Genomic DNA, 20,217 nt, shown 5'->3' on the forward strand with positions numbered 1-20,217 from the left:
CAGGGGTACCCGAGATCAGCGATTGCCGGGCTCATGCCCATTGGAATCGCCAGGCCGGGCGTTTGACCAGACTTGCCGCATAGCTGTTGAGCGCGACCTCCTCCTGCCAGATGCTCGGACAGAATCCCGCATGCTCCAAGGTGATTCGCCGCGCCTCGGAGATTGTCGACGGTGGTGCGGCCACCGACAGTTCCAGCGTGGTGGCGCCGAGGCGGACCACTCGGATGCCGAACCTGTCCTCCCAGGTGCGCAATACCGCGGAGATCTTCTCGACGTCCCAGGTGTAATCCATCGCGCCGGTCCAGCCGATCAGCGCCGGAGTGTCGGCGCTGCGGACGCTGGGAACCAGTGCGAGCCGGGCCGTGTCGGCTCCCTCGGCGGCGAGGCGGGTCGCCGCGTATCCGGGATGTACTGCCAATCGCTTCGCCGGTGCGAATCCGGGCCATCCGCTGCCCGAATAGTCGAAGTACTCCCGGATGAGCTGGTCGCCCGGGACGCGTTCGATGGCGTCGACCGTCGGGGCGGCGCCCAGCAGTTGGACGTCCACCGATTCATCGAGCAGCAGCGGGTACAGACCGGTCCGTGAGTGGTCGTCGAACATCGGCTCCCACCACTTCCGGAGCGCGGGCCCGGCTTCCTGGGACACCCACATGACCGGCCTGCCGCGCCCGCCCTCGGCGCAGACGACGTGTCCGGCCGGGAAGTCCGTGGGCAAGGTGTTGAACGAATAGTTGGAGCACATGGCGTATGACCCCCTGGAGTCTGTCGGCTACTCGATCGAATCTGTCCGGCGAAGCTAATCCGGACCACCGACAGACATCACCTCCGGAATGCATATCCAAGGTGAGAGATATGTGCAGGCTGGCCGTGGTGATTGCGGACGGCTCATGCCAGGTGGTGACTCGGGGGTTTCGGCTCAGCGGACCGATTCGATGTAGCCGTCGGGGCGGGCCAGGAGCTCGGGAGCCCCTCCAATCGGACATTGGTCGGCTGGACGGCATCGTCGGGGATTGCCGCCAAAGCCGCTGCGGGGCGTACGACCGTGCGCTGATGGCATGTCTGCGTCACGACGGCCGGGCAGGCCATGTGGCGCTTCAGGCGGCCGTGGGATTGTCCGAGCCGAGCATTCGTCGGCGGATCGATCGGCTCCGGGCGACCGGTGTGCTCTATTTCGACGTGCAACTCGATCCCGGTCGACGCACCATCGCGTTGCTGTGGTTGACCACCGCACCCTCGGCACTGGACGACGCCGGACGGGCGCTCGGGCGGCACCCCGAGGTGGCCTCGCCGCGGCGACGACAGGGGCCAGCAACCTCGTCGCCGCGGTCGTGTGCACCACCGCGGATGATCTCTACACCTACCTCACCGATCGGATCCCCAGCTTGCCAGGGCTCCACCATGTCGAGACGGTTCCTGTCATCACTCAGGTCAAGCAACGCATTCCTTGAAGCCGGTGCGTGGCTCACCGAACGTGTACCGCGGTACCCGAAGGGACAGTGGCACGCCCGGCGGCCGAGGTCCGTTCGGTCCGCTGACGCCGGGCGGGGCACGGCTATGCCGGGCGGACGGCCTGGTAGTAGACGATATGGCCCATGCGGGGGTGGGGTTCGGAGCTGACGAGGGTGTGGTCGAAACCCGCGGATTCCAGGAGGCGGGGGAGAGCGAGGTTCGCCTTGACGTGGCCGTTGCGGAGCATCTGGCGGGACAGGAAGGTATTCGCCCGGGTGGTATCGCCGCCGATGTCCAGTATCTCGAGGCGGCCGCCGGGGCGTAGGACGCGCAGGGCCTCGGTGAGGGCGGCGGCTTTGATATCGGTGGGCAGGTGGTGCAGCATCAGAGCCGACAGGACTCGGTCGAATCCGCCGTCCGGGTGGGGGAGGTTCTGCGCGTATCCGTGTTCGAAGCGTAATCCGGCCGAGCCCTTGGCTTTTCGCTCCGCGCGGGCCAGTGCTCGCGGATCGGGGTCGGAGCCGATCACGTCGGCCCGGGGCTGGGCTCGTATTGCTTTGATGACGAGATTGCCGGTACCGCAGCCGATTTCGATCACACGATGTCCGGGCTCGAGTTCGGCCTGCTCGATGAGGCGGTCGTGGAGTGCGGGAGTGCCCACTACCCGGGAGATCAGATCGAAGGCGGGCAGCAGCAGATCGTGCCCGGCCGCGGGGAGATAGTCGTGTCGCCCGAGAACCGAATGTGGATGATTTTCGCTCATGAGTCCCATGGTGAGACTGGTTGCGGTGCGGAAGTGGGGTGATTATCGACAGGAATTGGACTATTTTCGGTTGATGAGCGAGCCTACGCGGGTGGTGCGCCATCAGCGCGGCGTGCCCGTTTACGACTACCGAAGCGATCCGGCCACACCGCCGGTGTCGACCATGCGGTATCCCGGCTCCGCGCCCAGCCGACAACGGCACATCCACGATTTCCCGGCGCTGTGGTACGTGTCGACGACCGGCGCGGTCCACGTGGTCGCGGCGGGGCAGGTGGTCGACGGCGCGATGATCGACACTCTCGGCTCCGGTGTCGGAGTGTTCTTCGATCCGGGGGCGCTGGGCGATGACGCGCGGGCGCCGTGGCCGGTATGGCGTTCGCATCCGCTGCTCTATCCGTTCCTGCACGCACAGCGGGACGGACTGTTGGAGCTCACCGTGCCCCGGGCACGACGTCCGTTGTGGGACAGCACGATCGAGGCCATCGAGACCGAGCTGTCGCAGCGGCAGGACGGTTACCGGCAGGCGGCCTGCGCGCACCTGACGCTGCTGCTCATCGATCTGGCGCGGCTGGCCGCCGATGTGGTGGGTGACCTGCGCCGCAGCGGTGAGCCCCTGCTGGCCGAGGTGTTCGAGGTGATCGATGAGCGTTATGCCGACCAGTTGTCGCTGCGCGATGTCGCGCAGGCGGTCGGCATGACGCCCGGCTACCTGACCACGGTGGTCCGTCGTCGCACCGGCCGCACTGTGCAGGACTGGATTCTGCAGCGCCGCATGGACCAGGCGCGCCGACTGCTGTCCGGCACGGATCTTCCGATCGCCGAAATCGCCCGTCGCACAGGTGTTTCCGATCCTGGATACTTCAGCCGCCAGTTCCGCCGCACCTTCGGCACGCCGCCCCGAGCCTGGCGTGCGTCGCCGCCGCGCTGAACTGCCGAAACTACAACCAGGTGTCGAGAGTGGTTGTGGTGAGGAAGTGTTCGAGGTCGGCGCGCCAGGGGGCGGGAGTGGTCTTCTCCGGCTCGATGGCGGTGTACTGGCCTCGGTAGAACAGCAACGGCCTGCCGGAGTCGGTGGACTCCGACAGGGCCTGTACTCGGCCCATCACGACGTAGTGATCGCCGCCGTCGAGCACGTTGTCCACTGTGCACTGGATCGTGGCCAACGCGCCGTCCAGGGCGGGTAGGTCCAGGTCCGTTGTGTGCCAATCGATGCCGGCGAACTTGTCGGGTTCGCGGGAGCCGAAGCGGGCACAGACGGGCTGCTGTTCCTCGGCGAGCATGTTGACGCAGAAGCTGCCGTTGCGCTCGATCGCCTTCCAGGAGCGGGACTCCTTGGTGGGACAGAACAGTACCAGCGGCGGATCCAGCGACAGCGCGGCGAAGGACTGGCAGGCGAAGCCGATCGGCGCGGCGTCCTCACCGAAGGTGGTGATCACGGTGATGCCGGTGCAGAACTGCCCCAGCACATTCCGGAACTGGCGCGGGTCGATCGCGGGTTGCTCACTCGTGGTCATGCGCGGCCCTCTACTTGAATCCCACCGAGAAGTCGTGACCCCACAGGCTCACCGCGGTGGACTCCCGGGCGATCCAGGAGTGATCGTCGACTTCCAGTCCCTCGCAACCGTATTCGATGTCGAAGCCGCCCGGGGTCTTCATGTAGAACGACAGCATCTTGTCGTTGATGTGCCGGCCGAGGGTGGCGGACATCTTGACCTTCTTGCGGATCGCGCGATCCAGGCACAGCCCGACGTCGTCGGAGTTCTCCACCTCGACCATCAGATGCACGATGCCGGTCGAATTCGGCATCGGCATGAACGCCAGCGCGTGATGGCGCGGGTTGCAGCCGTAGAACCGCAGCCAGGCCGGATCGCCGTCGGCGGGACGCCCGACCGCCTGCGGGGGCAGCCGCATCGAATCGCGCAGCCGGAAGCCCAGCACATCCTGGTAGAACGCCTGTGCCGCAGCGTCATCGGTGCAGGTCAGCACGACGTGGCCGAGGCCCTGCTCGGCGGTGACGAACTTGTGCCCGTAGGGGCTGACGAACCGGCGGCCGAGGAACTGCGCGCCGTAGAACGCCTCGAGCGTGTTGTCGGAGGGATCCTGGAAACGGATCAGACCCTCGACGCGGCGGTCGGCGCGCTCTTCCTTGGTGCCTTCGGTGAAGGGCACCCCGGCCTTGGACAACGTCTCCCGAAGGCGTTGCAGCGCAGGGGCGTCGGTGACCTCCCAGCCGGAGACCTGCAACCGGTCCCGCTCGCCGGGCACGATCACCAGGCGGGCCGGGAAATCGTCCATGCGCAGGTAGAGGGCATCGGGATCGGGCCCGTCGCCCGCCATCATGCCGAGCACCTTGAGCCCGTACTCGCGCCAGGCCGCCATATCGGTGGCCTCGATGCGCATGTATCCGAGCGCACGAATACTCATATCACCTCTCCTGTGACTTGCGGGACAGCCCGAGCAGGAAATCCGTTGTCAGACGGTTGAATTCGTTGAACTTCTCCGCCTGGGCCCAGTGACCGCAGCCGCCGAACACATGCAGTTGTACCCGGGGAATGGACTTGACCGCCACCAGTGCGCCGTCGAGCGGGTTGACCCGGTCCTCGCGTCCCCAGATCAACAGTACGGGCTGGCGCAGCTTGTAGGCGTCGCGCCAGAGCATGCCCTTCTCGAAGTCGGCCGAGGCGAAGGATCTGCCCATCGCGCGCATGGCCGCGAGGGATTCGGGGGTGCGGGCGAGTTCGAACCGCTCGTCGATCAGTTCATCGGTGACGAGCTTCTGGTCGAAAACCATGATCCGGATGAACTTCTCGATGTTCTCCCGGGTCGGCTCGCCGACGAAGGTGCTCAGCGCCTTGACGCCCTCGGTGGGGTCGGGTGCGAACAGGTTGTTACTCACCCCGCCCGGACCCATCAGCACGAGTTTGCCCGCGCGGTCGGGGTAGTCGAGCGCGAAGCGCACCGCCGCGCCGCCGCCGAGCGAGTTGCCGAGAATGTGTACCCGGTCGGTGATTTCGAGCGTGTCGAGCAGATCCTTCAGCGCCGAGGCGCTGTGCACGAAGTACTGCGGATGTTCGGTCGGCTTGTCGGACCGCCCGAATCCGGGCTGGTCGACGGCCAGCACGTGGAAATCCTCGGCCAGCACGGGGATGTTGCGCGCGAAGTTGGCCCAGGACGACGCGCCCGGACCGCCGCCGTGCAGCAGCACGATCGTGGGACCGTTGCCCACGCCCGCCTCGTGGTAGTGCAGCTTCAGATCCGGCCGCACCTGCGCGTAGCGGGAGGTGGACTCGAAGGTGATCTCCGAAACCGTCGTCATCACACCATCCCGTCGGTGACCGGCAGGCCGAACGCGTGGGTGCCGTACATCATGTAGGCGCGCTCGGGATCGTTGGCGGCGTGCACCCGGCCGGCGTGCGCGTCACGCCAGAACCGTTGCAGCGGAGTGCCGTTCGCCAGTGCGGTGGCGCCGGAGCTCTCGAACATCTTGTCGATCGAGGCGATGGCGCGGCCGGTCGCGCGGACCTGGTCGCGGCGGGCGCTCACGCGCAGCTCGAACGGGATCTCCTCGCCCGCGACGAGCAGCTTGTATTCGTCGGCGACGTTGCCCGAGAGCTGCCGCCAGGCGGCGTCGATATCGCTGGCGGCCTCGGCGATGCGGACCTTGGCGAACGGGTCGTCCTTGGCCTTCTCACCGGCGTAGGCGGCGCGCAGGCGCTTGCCCTGGTGCTCGACGTGCGCCTCCAGCGCGCCATAGGCCATGCCGACGATCGGGGTGGAGATGGTGGTGGGATGGATTGTGCCCCAAGGCATCTTGTAAACCGGATCGGTGTTCTGCTGCAGCCCGGGCGCGGTCAGATCGTTCATGCTCTTGTAGCTCAGGAACCGGTGCCGCGGCACGAAGACGTTCTCCAGTACCAGGGTGTTCGAGCCGGTTCCCTTGAGGCCCACCACATTCCACACGTCGTCGATGCGGTAGTCGGTGCGCGGGACCAGGAAGCTGCCGAAGTCGACCGGTTTGCCGTCCTTGATCACCGGACCGCCGACGAAGGTCCAGTTGGCGTGATCGCTGCCCGAGGACCAGGCCCACGAACCGTTGACGATGTAGCCGTCGCCGCTCTCGGTCACCACGCCCGCGCCCATCGGGGCGTAGGAGGAGGAGATCCGCACCGAGGTGTCCTCGCCCCAGACCTCTTCCTGGGTCTGCTGGCTGAACAGCGCCAGATGCCAGTTGTGCACGCCGATGATGCCGGAAACCCAGCCGGTGGAGCCGCAGGCGCTGGCGATCTTGCGCACGGTGTCGTAGAAGACCACCGGGTCGCACGCGTATCCGCCCCACTGGCGCGGCTGTAGCAGCTTGAAGAAACCGGTCTCCTGTAGCGCCTTCATGGTCTCGTCGGGGATGCGGCGCAGATCCTCTGCCTCCTGCGCCTGTTCGCGCAGCTTCGGCAACAGCGCTTCGACCCGGTCGGTCACTTCTTGCGTCATCTCGGTGGCTGCTCCTGGCTCGATCGGTGCGGGGACCCGATGCCCCCGGGACTGATACTTACTCTGAGACTAGAACACGTTCTTGTTCATGTCGAGAACGGGTGTTCGCCGAGGGCGTGCACCGGCCCGTGCCTGGTAGTAGCGGGAATGACTGGCGCGCGGCCGGACAATTTTGTAACGTGTTCTAGTAATCGTAGAGGAGGGATCGCAATGGCAGTAACCCCACGGGGCGGTAAGGTCCGCGAGATCGATGTCGGCACCGCACCCACCCGGTATGCGCGGGGATGGCATTGCCTCGGCCTGGCCGCACCGTTCCGGGACGGCAAGCCGCACGCCATCTCGGTGTTCGGCACCAAACTGGTGATCTTCGCCGACAGCAACGGCGAGTTGCAGGTGCTGGACGCGTACTGCCGGCACATGGGCGGCGACCTGAGCATGGGCGAGATCAAGGGCGATTCGGTCGCCTGCCCGTTCCACGACTGGCGCTGGGGCGGTAACGGCCGCTGCACCGAGATTCCGTACGGACGACGGGTGCCGCCGCTGGCTCGCACTCGTTCGTGGGTGACGCTCGAGCGCAACGGACAGCTGTTCGTCTGGAACGACCACGAGGGCAATCCGCCGCCCGAGGACGTCACCATCCCGCACATCGAGGGCCCGTACACCGACGCCGACGGCAACGCGACCGAGACCCTCGACGACGGCTGGACCGAGTGGACCTGGAACTCGATGCTGATCGAGGGCGCCAACTGCCGCGAGATCATCGACAACGTGGTCGACATGGCGCACTTCTTCTACATCCACTTCGCCTATCCGACGTTCTTCAAGAACGTCTTCGAAGGGCATGTGGCCTCGCAGTTCCTGGAAACCAAGTCCCGCCCAGACGTGGGTATGGGCTCGCAGTACGGTGATTCGCTGCTCAAGTCGGTAGCCGCCTACTACGGTCCCTCGTACATGATCAATCCGCTGCACAACTTCTACGGCGGGTTCGAGGTCAAGAGCGTCCTGATCAACTGCCACTATCCGGTGTCGCAGGATTCGTTCGTGCTGCAGTACGGCATCACGGTGCAGAAGCCCAAGGGGCTGGACGACGAGTCCTCCAAGAAACTCGCCGCGAAGATGACCGAGGGCATCGGCGTCGGCTTCCTGCAGGACGTGGAGATCTGGAAGCACAAGTCCAAGATCGAGAATCCGCTGCTGTGCGAGGAGGACGGGCCGGTCTATCAGCTGCGTCGCTGGTACGACCAGTTCTACGTCGATGTCGCCGACGTCGATCCCAAGAGCACGCAGCGCTTCGAATTCGAGGTCGACACGACCAAGGCGAACGAGGCGTGGGAGGCGGAGGTCGCCGAAAACCTGCGTCGCAAGCGGGAATCCGACGAGGCGGCCGCCGCGGAGGCGGGTGTCTGATGACCATCTGGGCGAAAGCACCCGATTTCGCGGACCGTCCGGAGCGGCGGGCGCAGGTGCGCGCCCAGACGGTCGCGGACAAGCAGCGCTATCTCGAGGAGGGGATGGCGCCGGTCTCGTGCCTGACCTGTGGGACGAAAGTCCTTGTGCGCAAGTCCAGTTCGCAGCAGACCTCGGTGCAGTGGACGGTGAATCCGGCGGACCACTGCCCGGTGTTCCGGGAGCTGGCAGGCGGGCCGGGGCGCCCCGAGGGGTGCCCGAACCTGCATCGCGCGATCGAGCACGCCGTGCACGAGGGGATCATCGCCTTCGAGGAGTAGTCGCAGATCCATTGTGCGAGAACGCACCTCGCCCGTACATTCGGGCGAGGTGCGTTCTCGTATATGCGACGCGACGCGATTGTTTGTCGTGCGCCCGAGGCCGAGGTGGCTCAGTCGGCGCAGATGCTGCCCACCGGAGCGGCGCGGCGCGCCGAGTGAGTCGACCGTGTCGGAGGCGACGACCGTTCAGTCGAGATGAAAGTCTGCGAAGTCGAATCCGGGGGCGACGATGCAGCTGACCAGGACGTGCTCGTCGGTGGCGGGCTTGGCGGACTGGCTGACGCCGCCGGGGACGACGGCCTGAAGCAGTTGTCCGCCTTCGACATCCGGGCCGAGGGTGATCTCGTCGCCGCCGATGTTCAGCAGCAGCGGGCCGCCGCGCTGCCACAGCCAGATCTCGTCCGAGCGGACCGTATGCGGGGCGGAGTGTTCGTGCGGCAGGAGCAGGAAGTGGATCGCGGTCGCCGCCGAGCGTCGGCCGACGTAGCCTTCGGGGGCGAATTCGACTGGGCTGCGGTAGGTTTCGCGGAACCAGCCGCCCTCGGGGTGGGGTTGCAGGTCGAGGGCGCGGGCGAGTTCGGGGCGGTCGGTCACGGATGCTCCTGATCGGCGTATGCGGTCCATCGGGACGATCGTTGCGAAATGGTACGCGCGCAAGCGGGGCGGGCGGGTTTCACCCGAGGTCGTGCGGTCGGCTGTAGGCGAGGGCGACGTGGGTGAACAGGTCGACGCGCTGGCTGCGGGCGGTGCGGCTGCCGGGTTCGAGGAGGCATTGCGTCGCGGTGCCGTCGTGGACGGCGACGAGGGCGCGGCCCAGCGCCCGCGGATCGGGCACCGTGCGGCCCGCGCGGTCCAGCAGGGCATCCAGCACCGGCAGCAGGGCGGCGACGATCGCCTCCTCGCGCGCGGCCATCACCCGCCGCAGTGCGGGATTGCGCAGGGCGTGCGCGGTGAATTCGTAGGTGATGCGAAACCACTTGTCGTCCAAGGGAATCGCATCCAGAACTCGTTCGACTCCGGCATGCAGGTCGTCCACTTCGGCGACCTGGTCGAGGACGGCGGACAAGTCGCGCAGCATATTCGCCGAGCGCTGCTCCCACATCGCCAGGAACAACTCCTCGAGCGAGGTGAAATTCGAGTAGAACGCCCCGCGCGTATATCCGGCCCGCTCACAGATCTGCTCGACGGTGCAGCGCCCGAAACCCTCCTGCGCGAACGCCTCGAAGGCGGCATCGAGCAACCGCTGCCGAGTCTGCGCCCGCCGCTTGGTGACCCGAGGCGTACGCGTTGTCGACGCGCCGGTCTCGTCTGCCTGCACGGACATCGTCACCTCCTACCGCATCGGATACACGACCGTATCAAATTTGGATTCGCGCTGGTCGGTCGCGTGACAGCTCGGCACGTCGGTGGCGAAGGAGTGCAGGGCGGCGTACCGCGCGGGAAACAGGGCGTCTGCGGGCCACGCCGGCGGCACGGCATCCTCGGTGATGATCCACATACCGAGGCCGCCGCGGGACGAGCCGATCGCTCGTGATCGTTGTGGGGCCGCGGGTGTTCCCCGTACGGGTTAGTGTGTGCGGTATGAGCTGGCGGCGGCGTGGCGGCTCGGTCGGGGTGCTGACCGGCGCGGGGATTTCGACCGATTCCGGAATTCCGGACTTTCGCGGGCCGCGCGGGGTGTGGACCGAGGATCCGATCGCCGAATTGCTCTCCACCTACGACAACTACATGGCCGATCCCGAACTGCGACAACGTGCCTGGATCGCGCGCCGGGACAATCCGGCCTGGCAGGCGCGGCCCAATGCGGCGCATCGCGCGCTGGTCCGGCTGGGGGAATCCCGCACGGTCAACATCGTCACCCAGAACATCGACCGGCTACATCAGCGCGCCGGATCGCCGCCGGAATCGGTGGTCGAGATCCACGGCAACATGTTCGAGGTCGAATGCACCGTCTGTGATTTCCGCACGACCATGTCCGCGACGCTGGAGCGGGTGGCCGCAGGTGAGCCGGACCCGCCCTGCCCCGAATGCGGCGGCATCCTCAAGGCCGCGGTCATCATGTTCGGCCAGCAATTGAATCTGCGCAGTATGCTCACCGCCCAGCTCGTCGCCGAAACCTCGGAAGTCTTTCTTGCCGTGGGCACTTCCCTCCAGGTCGAACCCGCCGCGTCGCTGTGCGCCATCGCCGTGGAACACGGCGCGGACTTGATCATCGTCAACGCCGATCCCACCCCGTACGACCTCATGGCCACCGAGGTCATTCGCGACCCCATCGGCGACGCCCTGCCCCAACTCGTCGCCGACCTGCTCGCCGCCTCGTAGCCGGATCGCGGCAGGCGGCCGGGGCTCAGGTGACGTGAAAATCCGGACCGCACAACCGATATCGTGCGCCTGGATCACGTGACTCTTCGAGCCCCGCCCGCACGATGAGATCCGCATCGAGCGCATGTGCCGGCCGCTGGAGTACAGCCGGACTCGGCACAGTCCTGTCCGCTTCGAGCCAGATCGCCGACCGCGTCCGCCCGCACCGCTCGCGCGTCTCCCGGACGGTCCGCACAGATTCGTTGGCAAGCCGGCGCTGCGTATGCCTCGGCGGGTCCCCGGCTCACGCATCGGACGGCCCATGATCTCCGTTCACTCGGACCGCTCAGCCACCGGCCTCGTCCTCGGCGCCCTCGTTTTCATCGCATGAGTGCGATATCCGCTGATCGAAGCAGGTGGTGCCGGTCCGTGTGTCGAGCTGGGCGTCTCCGGTCCCGGTTCAGGCGAACGGGGATTCGGGGCGGGGCTGGAGTTCCTCGTCGAGGTAGATGTCGACTTTTTCGTTGTAGAAGCAGACCAGGCCGGTGACCTTCTGGCTTTCGGGCAGGGGCGTTCGGTAGATCCAGACGAGGTCCTTGTGTTCGGTGCCGTCGATTTCGAGGTTGAAATACCCGGCGGTGCCCTTGTAGGGGCAATGGCTCTGGGTGTCCGAGGGAGTGAACAGGTCCTGGCGGGTGTCGGTGAGGGGGAGGTAGTAGCGCGGCGGGAGGCCGGTCTCGAACAGGATGTGTGGCGAGTGCGAATCTGCCACGGTGACGCCGTCCACCACGATCCGCACGTGCCGTGAGCTGCTCAGGATGTCCACGCGGGTGTAAGGGTTGCGCGGGTGGACGTAGACGGGTTCGTCCTCCTCGAACCATTCGTCCATCGCGCTCCATTCGAGCCGGACCAGATCACGCAGCTCCGGGATCGGTGAATCCGGATAACGCAGGGCCGCAGCGGATTTGACGATTCCGTCGGCGACGACATCGTGAATCTGCCCGTCGCCGCGGCTGGGGGAATGCTTGGTCTCGCCGGTCGGCTTCAACTCGGCGCGCACATCGGCCAGCGGCACGTAGTAGGTGGGGTAGTACGGAATCTCCCAGACCAGAGTGGGATGGATGGTGTCGGCGATGAGCCGACCGGCGGCGTAAGCGCGCACACGCTTGTGTCCGGGTTCGGTCCCGACCCGGCCCCGATTCGTCTCGCTCATACTCGCCCAAGGTACTCCGGCGGTATGACATCCCGGTGCTGGTCAATCGGGCCGATCGGTGACGAGGAAGTCGCGGGCGGCGGTGAGGATCCGATCGGACACGTCGTCGCCCGCGGTGGCTCGGGCGAGCATCACCGCGCCCGCCATCACGGCGAGTTCGACCAGGATGTCCCGGTCGTCTTCGGGAGCGAGGCGGTGCAGGTCGTCGATCATGTTCCGCAGGCCGTCGCGGTATGCCTCGCGCAGGGGGCTGTCGGGGGCGGTTCGGGCGACGTCGCCCGCGAGGGCGGCGATGCCGCAGCCCTGTGCGGGGGTGTCGCGGTGGGCGGGGGACAGGTAGCGCTCGAGGAAGGCGCGGCGTGCGGCGCGTTCGTCGGGACCGGCCTCGAGCAGATCCGCTCGTTCGCGTTCCTTCTCCGCGCACGCGGTCGAACAGGCTTGTGCCACAAGGTCTTCCTTGGATCGGAAGTGCCTGTAGAAGCCGCCGTGGGTGAGTCCGGCCGCGGCCATCACCTCCGGCACCGTGACGCCGCCGACGCCCTCGCGGCGCACCAGTGCCGAGGCCGCGTCGAGGACCTCCTTGCGGTGGGTCTCGGCCTGGGCGCGCGATGCCCGTGGCATGGCATCCCCTCTCCGTCGTTCGTGTGTGACCTCTTCAGTCTTGCGCATTGGAATAGATGATGACAATAATCTAAATGAGCGCAGGATGCGCCCGACGTGCCCGAATCCGATCGGAAGGACATCGCATGACGACAATCGAAGGGGCGACCGCGCTCGTGACCGGCGGGCAGCGCGGTCTGGGTCGCGCATTCGCCGATGAGTTGCTGCGTCGCGGCGCGAGGAAGGTCTACGTCACCGCGCGGCGGCCGGTCCCGGCCGAGGACCCTCGCATCGAACCGCTCGCGCTGGAGGTCACCGACCAGGATTCGGTCGCCGCGGTCGCCGCGCGGGCCGATGATGTGAACATCGTGATCAACAACGCCGGAGTGCTGTACCCCGGGCCGCTGCTGACGGCCGAGATCGCCGATGTCGCAGCAACTTTCGACACGAACGTCTTCGGCCCGCTGCGCATCGTGCAGGCGTTCGCGCCGATTCTGGCGGCCAACGGCGGCGGCGCGCTGGTGGACATCCATTCGGTGCTGTCGTGGGGGTCCGGTGCGGCGGCCTACGGCGCGTCCAAGGCGGCGTTCTGGTCGCTGACCAATTCGCTGCGCACCGAACTGGCCGCGCAGCGCACCCAGGTGGTCGGGGTGCATCTGGGATTCGCCGACACCGATATGGTCAAGGCCCTCCCAACCGAGAAGATCAGTCCCCGGCAGGTTGCCGAGGCCGTCGCGGACGGTCTGGAAAAGGGTGAGAACGAGGTGCTGGTGGACGATCTGACCAAGCGCGTCAAGGCCGCGCTGGCCGGGCCCGTGGAAAATCTCGCATTGCCGATCGGTGGCTGATCGCCACCACGATCCGTGTTTCGCACAGTAAGGATTCACCCATGCCGCTGTGGCAGATCTACCATCCCGTCGGCGTCTATTCCGATCAGGCCAAGCAGGATTTCGCCGCCGATATCACCAGGCATTACACCGGTGTCGGGCTCCCGGCGTTCTACGTCGTCGTTCAATTCCAGGAACTCGGGGAATCCGATTTCCTGGTTGGTGGCAAACCATCGGCGAACACCGTGCGCATCGTCGTGTCACATCTGGCGAGGCATATCGACGAACCGCGGCGCCGCAGGCGGATGACCGAATTCGTCAACGCGATCATTGTGCCCTACACCGCTGATCGCGGACTGCACTGCGAATTCCACATCGAGGAGAGTGCGCGGGATCTGTGGATGATCGACGGGCTGTGGCCGCCCGATGCGGGCAGCGAAGCGGAGAAGGCCTGGGCCGCAGCGAATTCACCGATACCCCCCGACGCGTAATCCCCCGGGAAACGAAACGGCCGCCGCGGCATCTCGAACGAGAATGCCGCGGCGGCCGCGTCGGGTGCTACCGGGTCAGTTGCCCTGGAGCAGACGGAAGAAGGTGGCGTTGATCTGGTTGCCGTTGGGGCTGCCGATCGTGCCGCCGATGGCCGCGCCGATCGCGCAGCCGGGCAGGACGAAGAACCAGAAGCCCAGCAGGCAGCCGATGATCGCGCCGACCGCGCCGCCGTGCTGCACGCCCCAGACCCACTCGTTGACGAGCTGGTTGCCGGTGTCGGTGAAGCCGATCTGCTTCAGGGTCATCGAGCGGCCGTTGTTGCTGATGTCGGCCGCGACCGGAATGCTCTTGCCGTGCATCGTCATCGGGATGGACTCGGTGGTCTTACCCGCGGCATCGATGATGTCGATCGAGTGGGCGGCCGCGTTGGAGACGAACTTGCCCGCGGGGAGCGTCGCGGTGATGGTGTGCGCGGACGTGTCGTTCGTGGCGGAGACCAGCTGGGTCTGCACGTTCTGCGGCTGCTTCGGAGCCGGGGCCGCACCCGAGGTGCTGGAACCGATCATCACTGCGCCCGCGGTGAGGACGGCGAGGGCCACGCTGCGGCCGAGGGTCTGGATCGAAACTGACACGAGGATTCCTTCATCAGCTAAAGATTGTCGGGTTATGCCGAAAGGACATCTCGAAAAAATCTCCGCCCCTCGACATTGCGAACACACTATGTGGAAATCGGCCGCATGTAAATTGCCTTTGCGGCTGTGCCCGAATCGATGGGCGTACCAATCGACGTTCTCGTCCAACGGTTGTCGCAAATGTGCCATGAATTCGCTGAGGGCCGCTCCGAGATGGAGCGGCCCACGGATTCGCGCCTCACGAAAATGCCCGGATCAGTCGTCCCCGGCGCTGATCGCCTGTGCCTCCTCGACGCTGTGCGGCTCGGGATCGTGATCATCCACATGGGCCAGGTACGAACGCCCGGCCAGCAGGACGATCACGCCGACCGCGGTGCACGCCGCGCCGACCCAGAACGGCAGGGCCATGTGGTCCTCGCCGAGTTTGCCGGCCAGGTACGGGGCCGCCGCGCCGCCGACGAACCGGACGAAGCTGTACGCGGCCGAGGCGGTCGAACGCTCCACCGGTGCGGAGATCATCACGGCCTCGGTGATCAGGGTGTTGTTCACGCCCAGGAACAGTCCGGCCAGTACGGTGCCGACGATCAGCACGATCTTCTGGTCGGCGAAGATCGCCATCACCGCGAGGTCCGCGGCGAACAGGGCCAGCGCCAGTGCGATCATCCGCACGGTGCCGAACCGGCGTTGCAGCCTCGGCGCGAGGAACACCGAGGACAGCGCCAGCATCAGACCCCAGCCGAAGAAGATGAACCCGATCGCGTAGGTGCCCATGTTCAGCGGGAACGGGGTGTAGGCGAGCAGGGTGAAGAAGCCGTAGTTGTACAGCAGTGCGGTGATGCTCACCAGCAGCAGGCCGCGGTGCCGTAATGCCTTGAACGGCGCGGTGATCGAGGTGTGCTGAGCGGGTTTCGGAGTTTCCGGAAGCAGGGTGATGATCGCGACGAAGGCCACGGCCATCAGCACCGAGACGCCGAAGAACGGTGCGCGCCAGCTGATTCCGCCCAGCACGCCGCCGACCAGCGGTCCGGCCGCGATGCCGATGCCCAGGGCGGCCTCGTAGAGGATGATGGAGCGCGCGACGCCGCCGGTGGCCGCGCCGACGATGGTGGCCAGTGCGGTCGCGATGAACAGCGCGTTGCCCAGGCCCCACCCTGCCCGGAAGCCCACGATCTGCCCGACGGTGCTCGAGCTACCGGCCAGCGCGGCGAATACGACGATGATCGCCAGGCCCGCCAGCAGCGTCTTCTTCGCGCCGAAGCGGCTGGACACCACGCCGGTGATCAGCATGGCCACGCCGGTCACCAGCATGTAGCTGGTGAACAGCAACGTCACCTGTGAGGTGGAGGCGTGCAGTTGTTCGCCGATCGGTTTCAGAATCGGGTCGACCAGGCCGATGCCCATGAAGGCGATGACCGAGGCGAAGGCGACGGCCCAGACCGATTTGGGCTGTTTCGCTCGGGCCGGGCGGGTGGTGTTCGGTGCGTCGGCGGTGTCGGCGCGCGGAGACAGAGTGATGCTCATCAGAGACGCTCCTGGGGAATCTGCTTGTTACGCGGCCGATTTCAGGGCCGCGAGCAGCTCGCCGAGCTCGCCGCGCAGTTGCGCGAGCCGGGCGGCGTCGAAGCCGGGCAATCGTGTCGTGAGGGCGTTGCCGATCGCGCGGCGGGACACGGCCAACCGGCCGCGTCCCGCCGACGTCAGCGCGACGACCACAGCTCTGGAGTCGCCGGGATCTGCTGTGCGGCTGACCAGTCCGGCTGCCGCCATTCTGCCGATCAGCGCCGTTGCCGTCGGCTGGGAGCAGCCGTCGATCCGGGCGAACTCGCTGACCCGCAACGCACCCTGCTCGTCCAGGACGGACATCGCACGCAACATCGCGTTCGGGAGGTCGTCCACGCGGAGTGTGCGGGCCAGGCGGGTCAGCTGTGCCGCGGCCGCGACGATGTCGACCACGTGCTGCTCGTCCCCGGTGAGGGCTTCGGATTCGGCTGGCTGGTTCAACTGCACTCCTAACAATTTACATAGGCTAACTAATAAAGTACATAGGTTGCCTATGTAAATGGCTGTGAGATCCCCCACGGACGAGCCCGGGCTGGGCTTGTCGCGATGGGCCGGGAGCGTGCCGAACGGATCGGCTGTGGATGCAGATTTCGCGCATCGTCCCCAGGAGTGGCGGGTTCGTGCGGGCGGTGGCGGGCGGCGGCGTCTTCCGCCGTCCCTGATGTCGTCGACAGTTCGTCCGGTGGCAGCGGTGACGGTGGTGGTCAGTCGGATTCCGATGGGGCCCAGGGAGGTTCGGCGACGGGCGACGCCGTGCCCAACGACAGCGGCAACCCCGATTCGGGGGTGCATGTCGACCCGGACGGTCTCATACATCCCACCGCGGTAGTCACCCAAGCAGCATCCACCTACCACGCGGCGGACGGCCTTCGGGCTGTCATTCCCCGAGAACGACGACAACGACACCCCGGACGGGATCGGGCGGCCGGTCGGCGACGATGAAGTCCGCGAGGCGGCACAGGAAGCGGTCCGCTCCGGCATCTCGGTCCGCCCAGGAGTGATCGGCTCTGGCAGTGCCGCGATCGACGACGGGGCGCCGCACTCCATGAGGGTGGCATCGTGATCGACGAAACGCGTGTCGGGAACCCGCCCGACCAGGACCGCCGCTGAGGCGGTGCGTGCCGTCGAGCGGGACTGTGCCGGGGCGTTGGTTTCGCATCGCGATGGCTGGTTTGTGTCCAGGGGGCGATACGTCACCGACAGTGCGCTGGGAGCGACCGCCGTGGCCGATGGCCCACCGGCGTGCAGCCGGTTCGCCCAGGTCGGCTTCCGTTTACGAGCCTACGGCGTTCCGGCGGCACGTATCGGCGGGGTGAGCGTTCCCGTACGGCAGGAGCGAAAAACCTTGTTTGAACATGGGACGCCCGGGAATTGCGAGTTCATTGCATCCAACAACGTTGGGATACACCATGATTGCACTCGTCGGTTTGATCGTATTGATTGCTGCGGTGGTCGCCGGAGTCGCGGCAGTCACCGGAAATATCGGCCAAAGTCATCTTCTGGCAACGGATTTCACCATTTTCAACCAGCACTACACGGGCTCGGCGGGGGAGGTGTTCGCCGCGGGTATCGTCGTTGGCGCGGTCGGCGCGATCGGGCTGGCCCTGCTGCTGGCGGGGTCTTTGACGACGACCCGCCGGCACTGGGCGACCCGCCGCGAGCTGCGCCGGTCACGGCGTGAGGTCACCGCCACGCGGCGGGATCTCGACCGTGCCACGCCCGAGAAGTCCCGGACCGGGACGTCGCGCCGGGCTCAGCCACAAGGCTGACGCGCGGGGCCGCGGTGAGCGGCGGCCCCGAGATCTCATCCAGCTGCCGTCGCGGACGGCAGCTTCGGTAAAACGAGCGAGGGGTGTCCCCACGGCCGTGGGGACACCCCTCCCCCGTGTCCGGGCCGAACCTACGCCGGGCGGGCCAGTGGACGGGCCGGTCGGCCGAAGAGCTGGGCGTCGCCGTGGGCGCGTTTGAAGAACAGGTGGGCGTCGTGTTCCCAGGTGATGGCGATGCCGCCGTGCATCTGGACGGTTTCGCCGACGATCGCGGAGAAGGCGTGCGAACAGTGGATGCGGGCGGCGGCGATGTCCAGGGGATCGGCGATGCCCTGAGCTAGGTCGGCGATCACGGCGTAGGCGGCCGAGCGGGCCGATTCCACCAGGACGTACATATCGGCCATGCGGTGTTTGAGGGCCTGGAAGCTGCCGATCGGGCGACCGAACTGCACCCGGGACTTGCTGTATTCGACGGTCATCTGCAGGCACGCGTCGGCCGCGCCGACCTGTTCGGCCGCGATTGCGGCCCAGGCGATTTCGCGCAGGCGGGTGATCGTGGCGGCATCTCCGCCGAGGGCGCGGGCCGGTGCGGCGGTGAAGGTGATCTCGGTCAGTCGGCGGCTCGGGTCCATCACCGGTGCGGCGGTGCGGGTGAGTTCCGGTGCGGCGGCGTCGATTTCGTACAGGCCGTCGGCGGTGACCACGATCAGGGTGTCTGCCGTCGCCCCGTCGAGGACGTAATGTGCTGTGCCGGTGAGGTTTCCGTCTTCGGCGCGAACGCCGGGCTCGTCCCAGCCCGCCGCGCTCGCCCAGCAGAGCGCCAGTGTGCGGCCGCCCTCGGCGACGTCGGGCAGCAGCCGCTCGCACGCCTCGGTGTCGCCCGAGAGCAGCAGTGCCTGCACACCGAGTACCGCGGAGCCGAGCATGGGCGGCGTGTGCAGGGTGCGCCCGAGTTCCTCGACCACCGTGAGCGCCTCGACGAGTCCGGCCCCGATCCCGCCGTACTCCTCCGGAACGGCCAGCGCCGCGACCCCGACCTGCTCACACAGCAGCGACCAGAGCGCGGGGTCGTACCCGGCCTCGCTGTCGATCGCCCGGCGCAGCACATCGCGATCGCCGTGCTTGGTCAGCACCGCGCGCACGGTGCTCGCCAGTTCCTGCAGTTCGGCCGTGCTGCTCACGGTGTTCCTCCTGTGTTCTCGGCGTGGGAGACCGAATCTCGCCGTGCCGACGGCAGATCCGCCGCGCCGCCGGTGAGCGATGCGGTGATACCACGGCATCCGGTCTGCCGGATGGTCGGCGCGCTGGTGGCCAGGTCGGCGGTCGCAGCGGTGCCCGCCCGCTGTGCCGGGATCGGCGCGGCGGCTTCGGAGCTGACGGTCTCGCGCGGCGCGGTGATCCTCATGCGACACCCGGGGTGCGCAGGGCAGCTGCAACCCGCGCCCGATGGAAACCTGTTGTTCCCCAGGCAGATTGCAGAGCATTGACCTTGGTTATCCACAGGGACAGGTCGCATTCGGCGGTGTAGCCGATGGCACCGTGGACCTGAAGGGCGATGCGGGCGGTGCGGTAGGCGGCTTCGGCGCAGGCGATCTTGGCGGCCGAGATGTCGCGCGGGGTGGGCTCGAGTGCGGCGCGGTAGAGCAGCGGCTGAGCCATTTCCAGGCCGATCAGGGCGTTGGCCAGATGGTGTTTGATCGCCTGGTACTGGCCGATCGGCTTGCCGAACTGGTGCCGCTGCTTGACGTAGGCGACGCTGGTGTCCAGCATCGCCCGGCCCGCGCCGAGCAGGACCGCCGCGGTCGCCAGGGCGCCGGCGTCGAAGGCCGCCGCGGCGGCCGTACGTACCGAATCGCCTTCGGCGAGAAGCTCGCCGGGGGATACGGAGAACAACCGGCGGGCCCGGTCGACGGACCGGATGCTCGCCGTGCGATGCGCGGTGAACAGCCGGTCGCCGTCCACCACCAGGATCACCTCGGCGGCGTCGGCGTCCACCGCGGGGGCCTCGGGGTACAGCGCCAGGGTGCCCAGGGCCCGGCCCTCGGCGAGCGCGCCCAGCCAGCGTCCGGCCAACGCGCTGTCCGGAAGTGCTTGCAGCAGTGCGGGAATCGCGGCGGCGGTCTCGACCAGCGGTCCGGGCACGGCGGCGCGGCCGAACTCGGTGAAGGCGACCACCGAGTCGATCGTCTCCGCGCCCATGCCGTCGTGCGCCTCGTCGATCGCCAGGCCCAGGGCGCCCGCACCGGCGAGCTGGCGGATCAGCCCGCGCCCGCCGTTGTGGTCGCCCTCGCCCCAGGCGCGGATGATGCCGGGCGTCCCGGCCGCATCGCTCATCTTGCGCAGGCTGTCGGCGAAGTCGCGCTGTTCGGGGGAAAGTGCAAATCTCATCGATCGGTCCA

At 67.2% G+C, this 20,217-nt stretch carries 24 protein-coding genes and 1 pseudogene; 9 read left to right on the forward strand and 16 right to left on the reverse strand.

The annotated features are described in order from the left end of the window. Positions 1 to 31: 31 nt before the first annotated feature. Positions 32 to 742: a DUF4253 domain-containing protein gene (locus NM2_RS40465; protein WP_067681192.1), complete on the reverse strand. Its 711-nt coding sequence runs from the start codon at positions 740 to 742 to the stop codon at positions 32 to 34. Positions 743 to 852: 110 nt separating this feature from the next. On the opposite strand from NM2_RS40465, the pseudogene NM2_RS53530 reads away from it, so the two are divergent. Continuing rightward, positions 853 to 1,152 (forward strand): annotated as a pseudogene (locus NM2_RS53530) (Lrp/AsnC family transcriptional regulator); the annotation flags it as partial. Continuing rightward, entirely contained in the window at positions 1,056 to 1,448 is a 393-nt protein-coding gene (locus NM2_RS53535) for an Lrp/AsnC ligand binding domain-containing protein (RefSeq protein WP_439956974.1), read from the forward strand. The pseudogene NM2_RS53530 and the gene NM2_RS53535, both read left to right, overlap by 97 nt. A 104-nt stretch (positions 1,449 to 1,552) precedes the next feature. Here the strand turns inward: NM2_RS53535 and NM2_RS40470 are convergent, their stop codons facing one another. Beyond that, positions 1,553 to 2,212: a class I SAM-dependent methyltransferase gene (locus NM2_RS40470; RefSeq protein WP_067681332.1), complete on the reverse strand. Its 660-nt coding sequence runs from the start codon at positions 2,210 to 2,212 to the stop codon at positions 1,553 to 1,555. Positions 2,213 to 2,285: 73 nt separating this feature from the next. On the opposite strand from NM2_RS40470, the gene NM2_RS40475 reads away from it, so the two are divergent. After that, a complete protein-coding gene (locus NM2_RS40475; RefSeq protein WP_067681335.1) occupies positions 2,286 to 3,140 on the forward strand; it encodes a helix-turn-helix domain-containing protein in 855 nt (284 codons plus the stop codon). Positions 3,141 to 3,150: 10 nt separating this feature from the next. Here NM2_RS40475 and hsaB read toward each other — a convergent pair whose 3' ends face one another. From hsaB to hsaA, 4 genes are read right to left on the reverse strand one after another with little or no spacing between them, the layout of a single operon-like run. Continuing rightward, positions 3,151 to 3,726, reverse strand: coding sequence for a 3-hydroxy-9,10-secoandrosta-1,3,5(10)-triene-9,17-dione monooxygenase reductase subunit (gene hsaB / locus NM2_RS40480; protein ID WP_067681195.1), 576 nt, complete (start codon positions 3,724 to 3,726; stop codon positions 3,151 to 3,153). 10 nt (positions 3,727 to 3,736) lie between these two features. Next, positions 3,737 to 4,636, reverse strand: a complete 900-nt coding sequence (gene hsaC / locus NM2_RS40485; RefSeq protein ID WP_067681198.1) for an iron-dependent extradiol dioxygenase HsaC — start codon at positions 4,634 to 4,636, stop codon at positions 3,737 to 3,739. 1 nt (position 4,637) lies between these two features. Next, entirely contained in the window at positions 4,638 to 5,528 is an 891-nt protein-coding gene (hsaD, locus tag NM2_RS40490; RefSeq protein WP_067681201.1) for a 4,5:9,10-diseco-3-hydroxy-5,9,17-trioxoandrosta-1(10),2-diene-4-oate hydrolase, read from the reverse strand. Next, on the reverse strand, positions 5,528 to 6,697 hold the full coding sequence (hsaA, locus tag NM2_RS40495; RefSeq protein WP_067681204.1) for a 3-hydroxy-9,10-secoandrosta-1,3,5(10)-triene-9,17-dione monooxygenase oxygenase subunit: 1,170 nt from the start codon (positions 6,695 to 6,697) through the stop codon (positions 5,528 to 5,530). Before hsaA ends, hsaD begins: the two co-directional genes overlap by 1 nt. Before the next feature lie 210 nt (positions 6,698 to 6,907). On the opposite strand from hsaA, the gene NM2_RS40500 reads away from it, so the two are divergent. Continuing rightward, positions 6,908 to 8,104, forward strand: coding sequence for a 3-ketosteroid-9-alpha-monooxygenase, oxygenase component (locus tag NM2_RS40500; RefSeq protein WP_067681207.1), 1,197 nt, complete (start codon positions 6,908 to 6,910; stop codon positions 8,102 to 8,104). Further along, positions 8,104 to 8,424 carry a hypothetical protein gene (locus NM2_RS40505; protein WP_067681210.1) on the forward strand — a complete coding sequence of 107 codons (321 nt, stop codon included), beginning with the start codon at positions 8,104 to 8,106 and terminating at the stop codon, positions 8,422 to 8,424. The genes NM2_RS40500 and NM2_RS40505 overlap by 1 nt, the downstream gene beginning before the upstream one ends. 186 nt (positions 8,425 to 8,610) lie before the next feature. Here NM2_RS40505 and NM2_RS40510 read toward each other — a convergent pair whose 3' ends face one another. Both NM2_RS40510 and NM2_RS40515 read right to left on the reverse strand, forming a co-directional pair. Beyond that, complete coding sequence (locus NM2_RS40510; protein WP_067681213.1) at positions 8,611 to 9,048, reverse strand: cupin domain-containing protein; 438 nt, start codon at positions 9,046 to 9,048, stop codon at positions 8,611 to 8,613. A gap of 49 nt (positions 9,049 to 9,097) precedes the next feature. Next, a complete protein-coding gene (locus NM2_RS40515) occupies positions 9,098 to 9,748 on the reverse strand; it encodes a TetR/AcrR family transcriptional regulator (RefSeq protein ID WP_067681216.1) in 651 nt (216 codons plus the stop codon). A 257-nt stretch (positions 9,749 to 10,005) separates the two neighbouring features. Between NM2_RS40515 and NM2_RS40520 the strand changes: the two genes are divergently transcribed. Beyond that, on the forward strand, positions 10,006 to 10,746 hold the full coding sequence (locus NM2_RS40520) for an SIR2 family NAD-dependent protein deacylase (RefSeq protein ID WP_067681219.1): 741 nt from the start codon (positions 10,006 to 10,008) through the stop codon (positions 10,744 to 10,746). Between the two features lie 439 nt (positions 10,747 to 11,185). On the opposite strand, the gene NM2_RS40525 is transcribed toward NM2_RS40520, so the two are convergent. Both NM2_RS40525 and NM2_RS52725 read right to left on the reverse strand, forming a co-directional pair. Then, positions 11,186 to 11,938: a DUF427 domain-containing protein gene (locus NM2_RS40525; protein ID WP_067681222.1), complete on the reverse strand. Its 753-nt coding sequence runs from the start codon at positions 11,936 to 11,938 to the stop codon at positions 11,186 to 11,188. A gap of 42 nt (positions 11,939 to 11,980) precedes the next feature. Next, positions 11,981 to 12,559, reverse strand: a complete 579-nt coding sequence (locus tag NM2_RS52725) for a TetR/AcrR family transcriptional regulator (protein WP_067681225.1) — start codon at positions 12,557 to 12,559, stop codon at positions 11,981 to 11,983. A gap of 125 nt (positions 12,560 to 12,684) precedes the next feature. Between NM2_RS52725 and NM2_RS40535 the strand changes: the two genes are divergently transcribed. Then, on the forward strand, positions 12,685 to 13,386 hold the full coding sequence (locus NM2_RS40535; protein ID WP_067681228.1) for an SDR family oxidoreductase: 702 nt from the start codon (positions 12,685 to 12,687) through the stop codon (positions 13,384 to 13,386). A 41-nt stretch (positions 13,387 to 13,427) separates the two neighbouring features. Continuing rightward, entirely contained in the window at positions 13,428 to 13,856 is a 429-nt protein-coding gene (locus NM2_RS40540) for a tautomerase family protein (protein ID WP_067681231.1), read from the forward strand. 75 nt (positions 13,857 to 13,931) lie between these two features. Here NM2_RS40540 and NM2_RS40545 read toward each other — a convergent pair whose 3' ends face one another. The 3 genes from NM2_RS40545 to NM2_RS52205 form a co-directional block, all read right to left on the reverse strand. Continuing rightward, complete coding sequence (locus NM2_RS40545) at positions 13,932 to 14,489, reverse strand: DUF8020 domain-containing protein (protein ID WP_157121707.1); 558 nt, start codon at positions 14,487 to 14,489, stop codon at positions 13,932 to 13,934. Between the two features lie 255 nt (positions 14,490 to 14,744). After that, entirely contained in the window at positions 14,745 to 16,010 is a 1,266-nt protein-coding gene (locus NM2_RS40550) for an MFS transporter (RefSeq protein WP_067681237.1), read from the reverse strand. A gap of 27 nt (positions 16,011 to 16,037) precedes the next feature. Continuing rightward, positions 16,038 to 16,496, reverse strand: a complete 459-nt coding sequence (locus tag NM2_RS52205; protein WP_067681240.1) for a MarR family winged helix-turn-helix transcriptional regulator — start codon at positions 16,494 to 16,496, stop codon at positions 16,038 to 16,040. Positions 16,497 to 17,458: 962 nt separating this feature from the next. Between NM2_RS52205 and NM2_RS40560 the strand changes: the two genes are divergently transcribed. Beyond that, positions 17,459 to 17,818 (forward strand): hypothetical protein, encoded by a 360-nt coding sequence (locus NM2_RS40560; RefSeq protein ID WP_067681243.1) that lies wholly within the window; start codon positions 17,459 to 17,461, stop codon positions 17,816 to 17,818. Positions 17,819 to 17,949: 131 nt separating this feature from the next. Here NM2_RS40560 and NM2_RS40565 read toward each other — a convergent pair whose 3' ends face one another. The 3 genes from NM2_RS40565 to NM2_RS40575 are packed head-to-tail and all read right to left on the reverse strand — an operon-like array spanning position 17,950 to position 20,206. Beyond that, the gene (locus NM2_RS40565; RefSeq protein ID WP_067681245.1) at positions 17,950 to 18,999 is read right to left on the reverse strand and encodes an acyl-CoA dehydrogenase family protein; all 1,050 of its coding nucleotides are present in this window, start codon (positions 18,997 to 18,999) and stop codon (positions 17,950 to 17,952) included. Continuing rightward, positions 18,996 to 19,223, reverse strand: coding sequence for a hypothetical protein (locus NM2_RS50480; protein ID WP_067681248.1), 228 nt, complete (start codon positions 19,221 to 19,223; stop codon positions 18,996 to 18,998). The genes NM2_RS40565 and NM2_RS50480 overlap by 4 nt, the downstream gene beginning before the upstream one ends. Further along, positions 19,220 to 20,206: an acyl-CoA dehydrogenase family protein gene (locus tag NM2_RS40575; protein WP_067681251.1), complete on the reverse strand. Its 987-nt coding sequence runs from the start codon at positions 20,204 to 20,206 to the stop codon at positions 19,220 to 19,222. Before NM2_RS40575 ends, NM2_RS50480 begins: the two co-directional genes overlap by 4 nt. Positions 20,207 to 20,217 lie beyond the last annotated feature (11 nt).

Origin of the sequence: Nocardia miyunensis NBRC 108239, from assembly GCF_001613065.1 — a bacterium.
In the GTDB taxonomy this organism is placed as follows: Bacteria; Actinomycetota; Actinomycetes; order Mycobacteriales; family Mycobacteriaceae; genus Nocardia; species Nocardia miyunensis.

Excerpts from the sequence above, each read along its gene's own strand:
- NM2_RS40465 (WP_067681192.1), bottom strand. The coding sequence starts at position 742 with ATGTGCTCCAACTATTCGTTCAACACCTTGCCCACGGACTTCCCGGCC.
- NM2_RS53535 (WP_439956974.1), top strand. The coding sequence starts at position 1,056 with ATGTCTGCGTCACGACGGCCGGGCAGGCCATGTGGCGCTTCAGGCGGC.
- NM2_RS40470 (WP_067681332.1), bottom strand. The coding sequence starts at position 2,212 with ATGAGCGAAAATCATCCACATTCGGTTCTCGGGCGACACGACTATCTC.
- NM2_RS40475 (WP_067681335.1), top strand. The coding sequence starts at position 2,286 with ATGAGCGAGCCTACGCGGGTGGTGCGCCATCAGCGCGGCGTGCCCGTT.
- hsaB (WP_067681195.1), bottom strand. The coding sequence starts at position 3,726 with ATGACCACGAGTGAGCAACCCGCGATCGACCCGCGCCAGTTCCGGAAT.
- hsaC (WP_067681198.1), bottom strand. The coding sequence starts at position 4,636 with ATGAGTATTCGTGCGCTCGGATACATGCGCATCGAGGCCACCGATATG.
- hsaD (WP_067681201.1), bottom strand. The coding sequence starts at position 5,528 with ATGACGACGGTTTCGGAGATCACCTTCGAGTCCACCTCCCGCTACGCG.
- hsaA (WP_067681204.1), bottom strand. The coding sequence starts at position 6,697 with ATGACGCAAGAAGTGACCGACCGGGTCGAAGCGCTGTTGCCGAAGCTG.
- NM2_RS40500 (WP_067681207.1), top strand. The coding sequence starts at position 6,908 with ATGGCAGTAACCCCACGGGGCGGTAAGGTCCGCGAGATCGATGTCGGC.
- NM2_RS40505 (WP_067681210.1), top strand. The coding sequence starts at position 8,104 with ATGACCATCTGGGCGAAAGCACCCGATTTCGCGGACCGTCCGGAGCGG.
- NM2_RS40510 (WP_067681213.1), bottom strand. The coding sequence starts at position 9,048 with ATGGACCGCATACGCCGATCAGGAGCATCCGTGACCGACCGCCCCGAA.
- NM2_RS40515 (WP_067681216.1), bottom strand. The coding sequence starts at position 9,748 with ATGTCCGTGCAGGCAGACGAGACCGGCGCGTCGACAACGCGTACGCCT.
- NM2_RS40520 (WP_067681219.1), top strand. The coding sequence starts at position 10,006 with ATGAGCTGGCGGCGGCGTGGCGGCTCGGTCGGGGTGCTGACCGGCGCG.
- NM2_RS40525 (WP_067681222.1), bottom strand. The coding sequence starts at position 11,938 with ATGAGCGAGACGAATCGGGGCCGGGTCGGGACCGAACCCGGACACAAG.
- NM2_RS52725 (WP_067681225.1), bottom strand. The coding sequence starts at position 12,559 with ATGCCACGGGCATCGCGCGCCCAGGCCGAGACCCACCGCAAGGAGGTC.
- NM2_RS40535 (WP_067681228.1), top strand. The coding sequence starts at position 12,685 with ATGACGACAATCGAAGGGGCGACCGCGCTCGTGACCGGCGGGCAGCGC.
- NM2_RS40540 (WP_067681231.1), top strand. The coding sequence starts at position 13,428 with ATGCCGCTGTGGCAGATCTACCATCCCGTCGGCGTCTATTCCGATCAG.
- NM2_RS40550 (WP_067681237.1), bottom strand. The coding sequence starts at position 16,010 with ATGAGCATCACTCTGTCTCCGCGCGCCGACACCGCCGACGCACCGAAC.
- NM2_RS40560 (WP_067681243.1), top strand. The coding sequence starts at position 17,459 with ATGATTGCACTCGTCGGTTTGATCGTATTGATTGCTGCGGTGGTCGCC.
- NM2_RS50480 (WP_067681248.1), bottom strand. The coding sequence starts at position 19,223 with ATGAGGATCACCGCGCCGCGCGAGACCGTCAGCTCCGAAGCCGCCGCG.
- NM2_RS40575 (WP_067681251.1), bottom strand. The coding sequence starts at position 20,206 with ATGAGATTTGCACTTTCCCCCGAACAGCGCGACTTCGCCGACAGCCTG.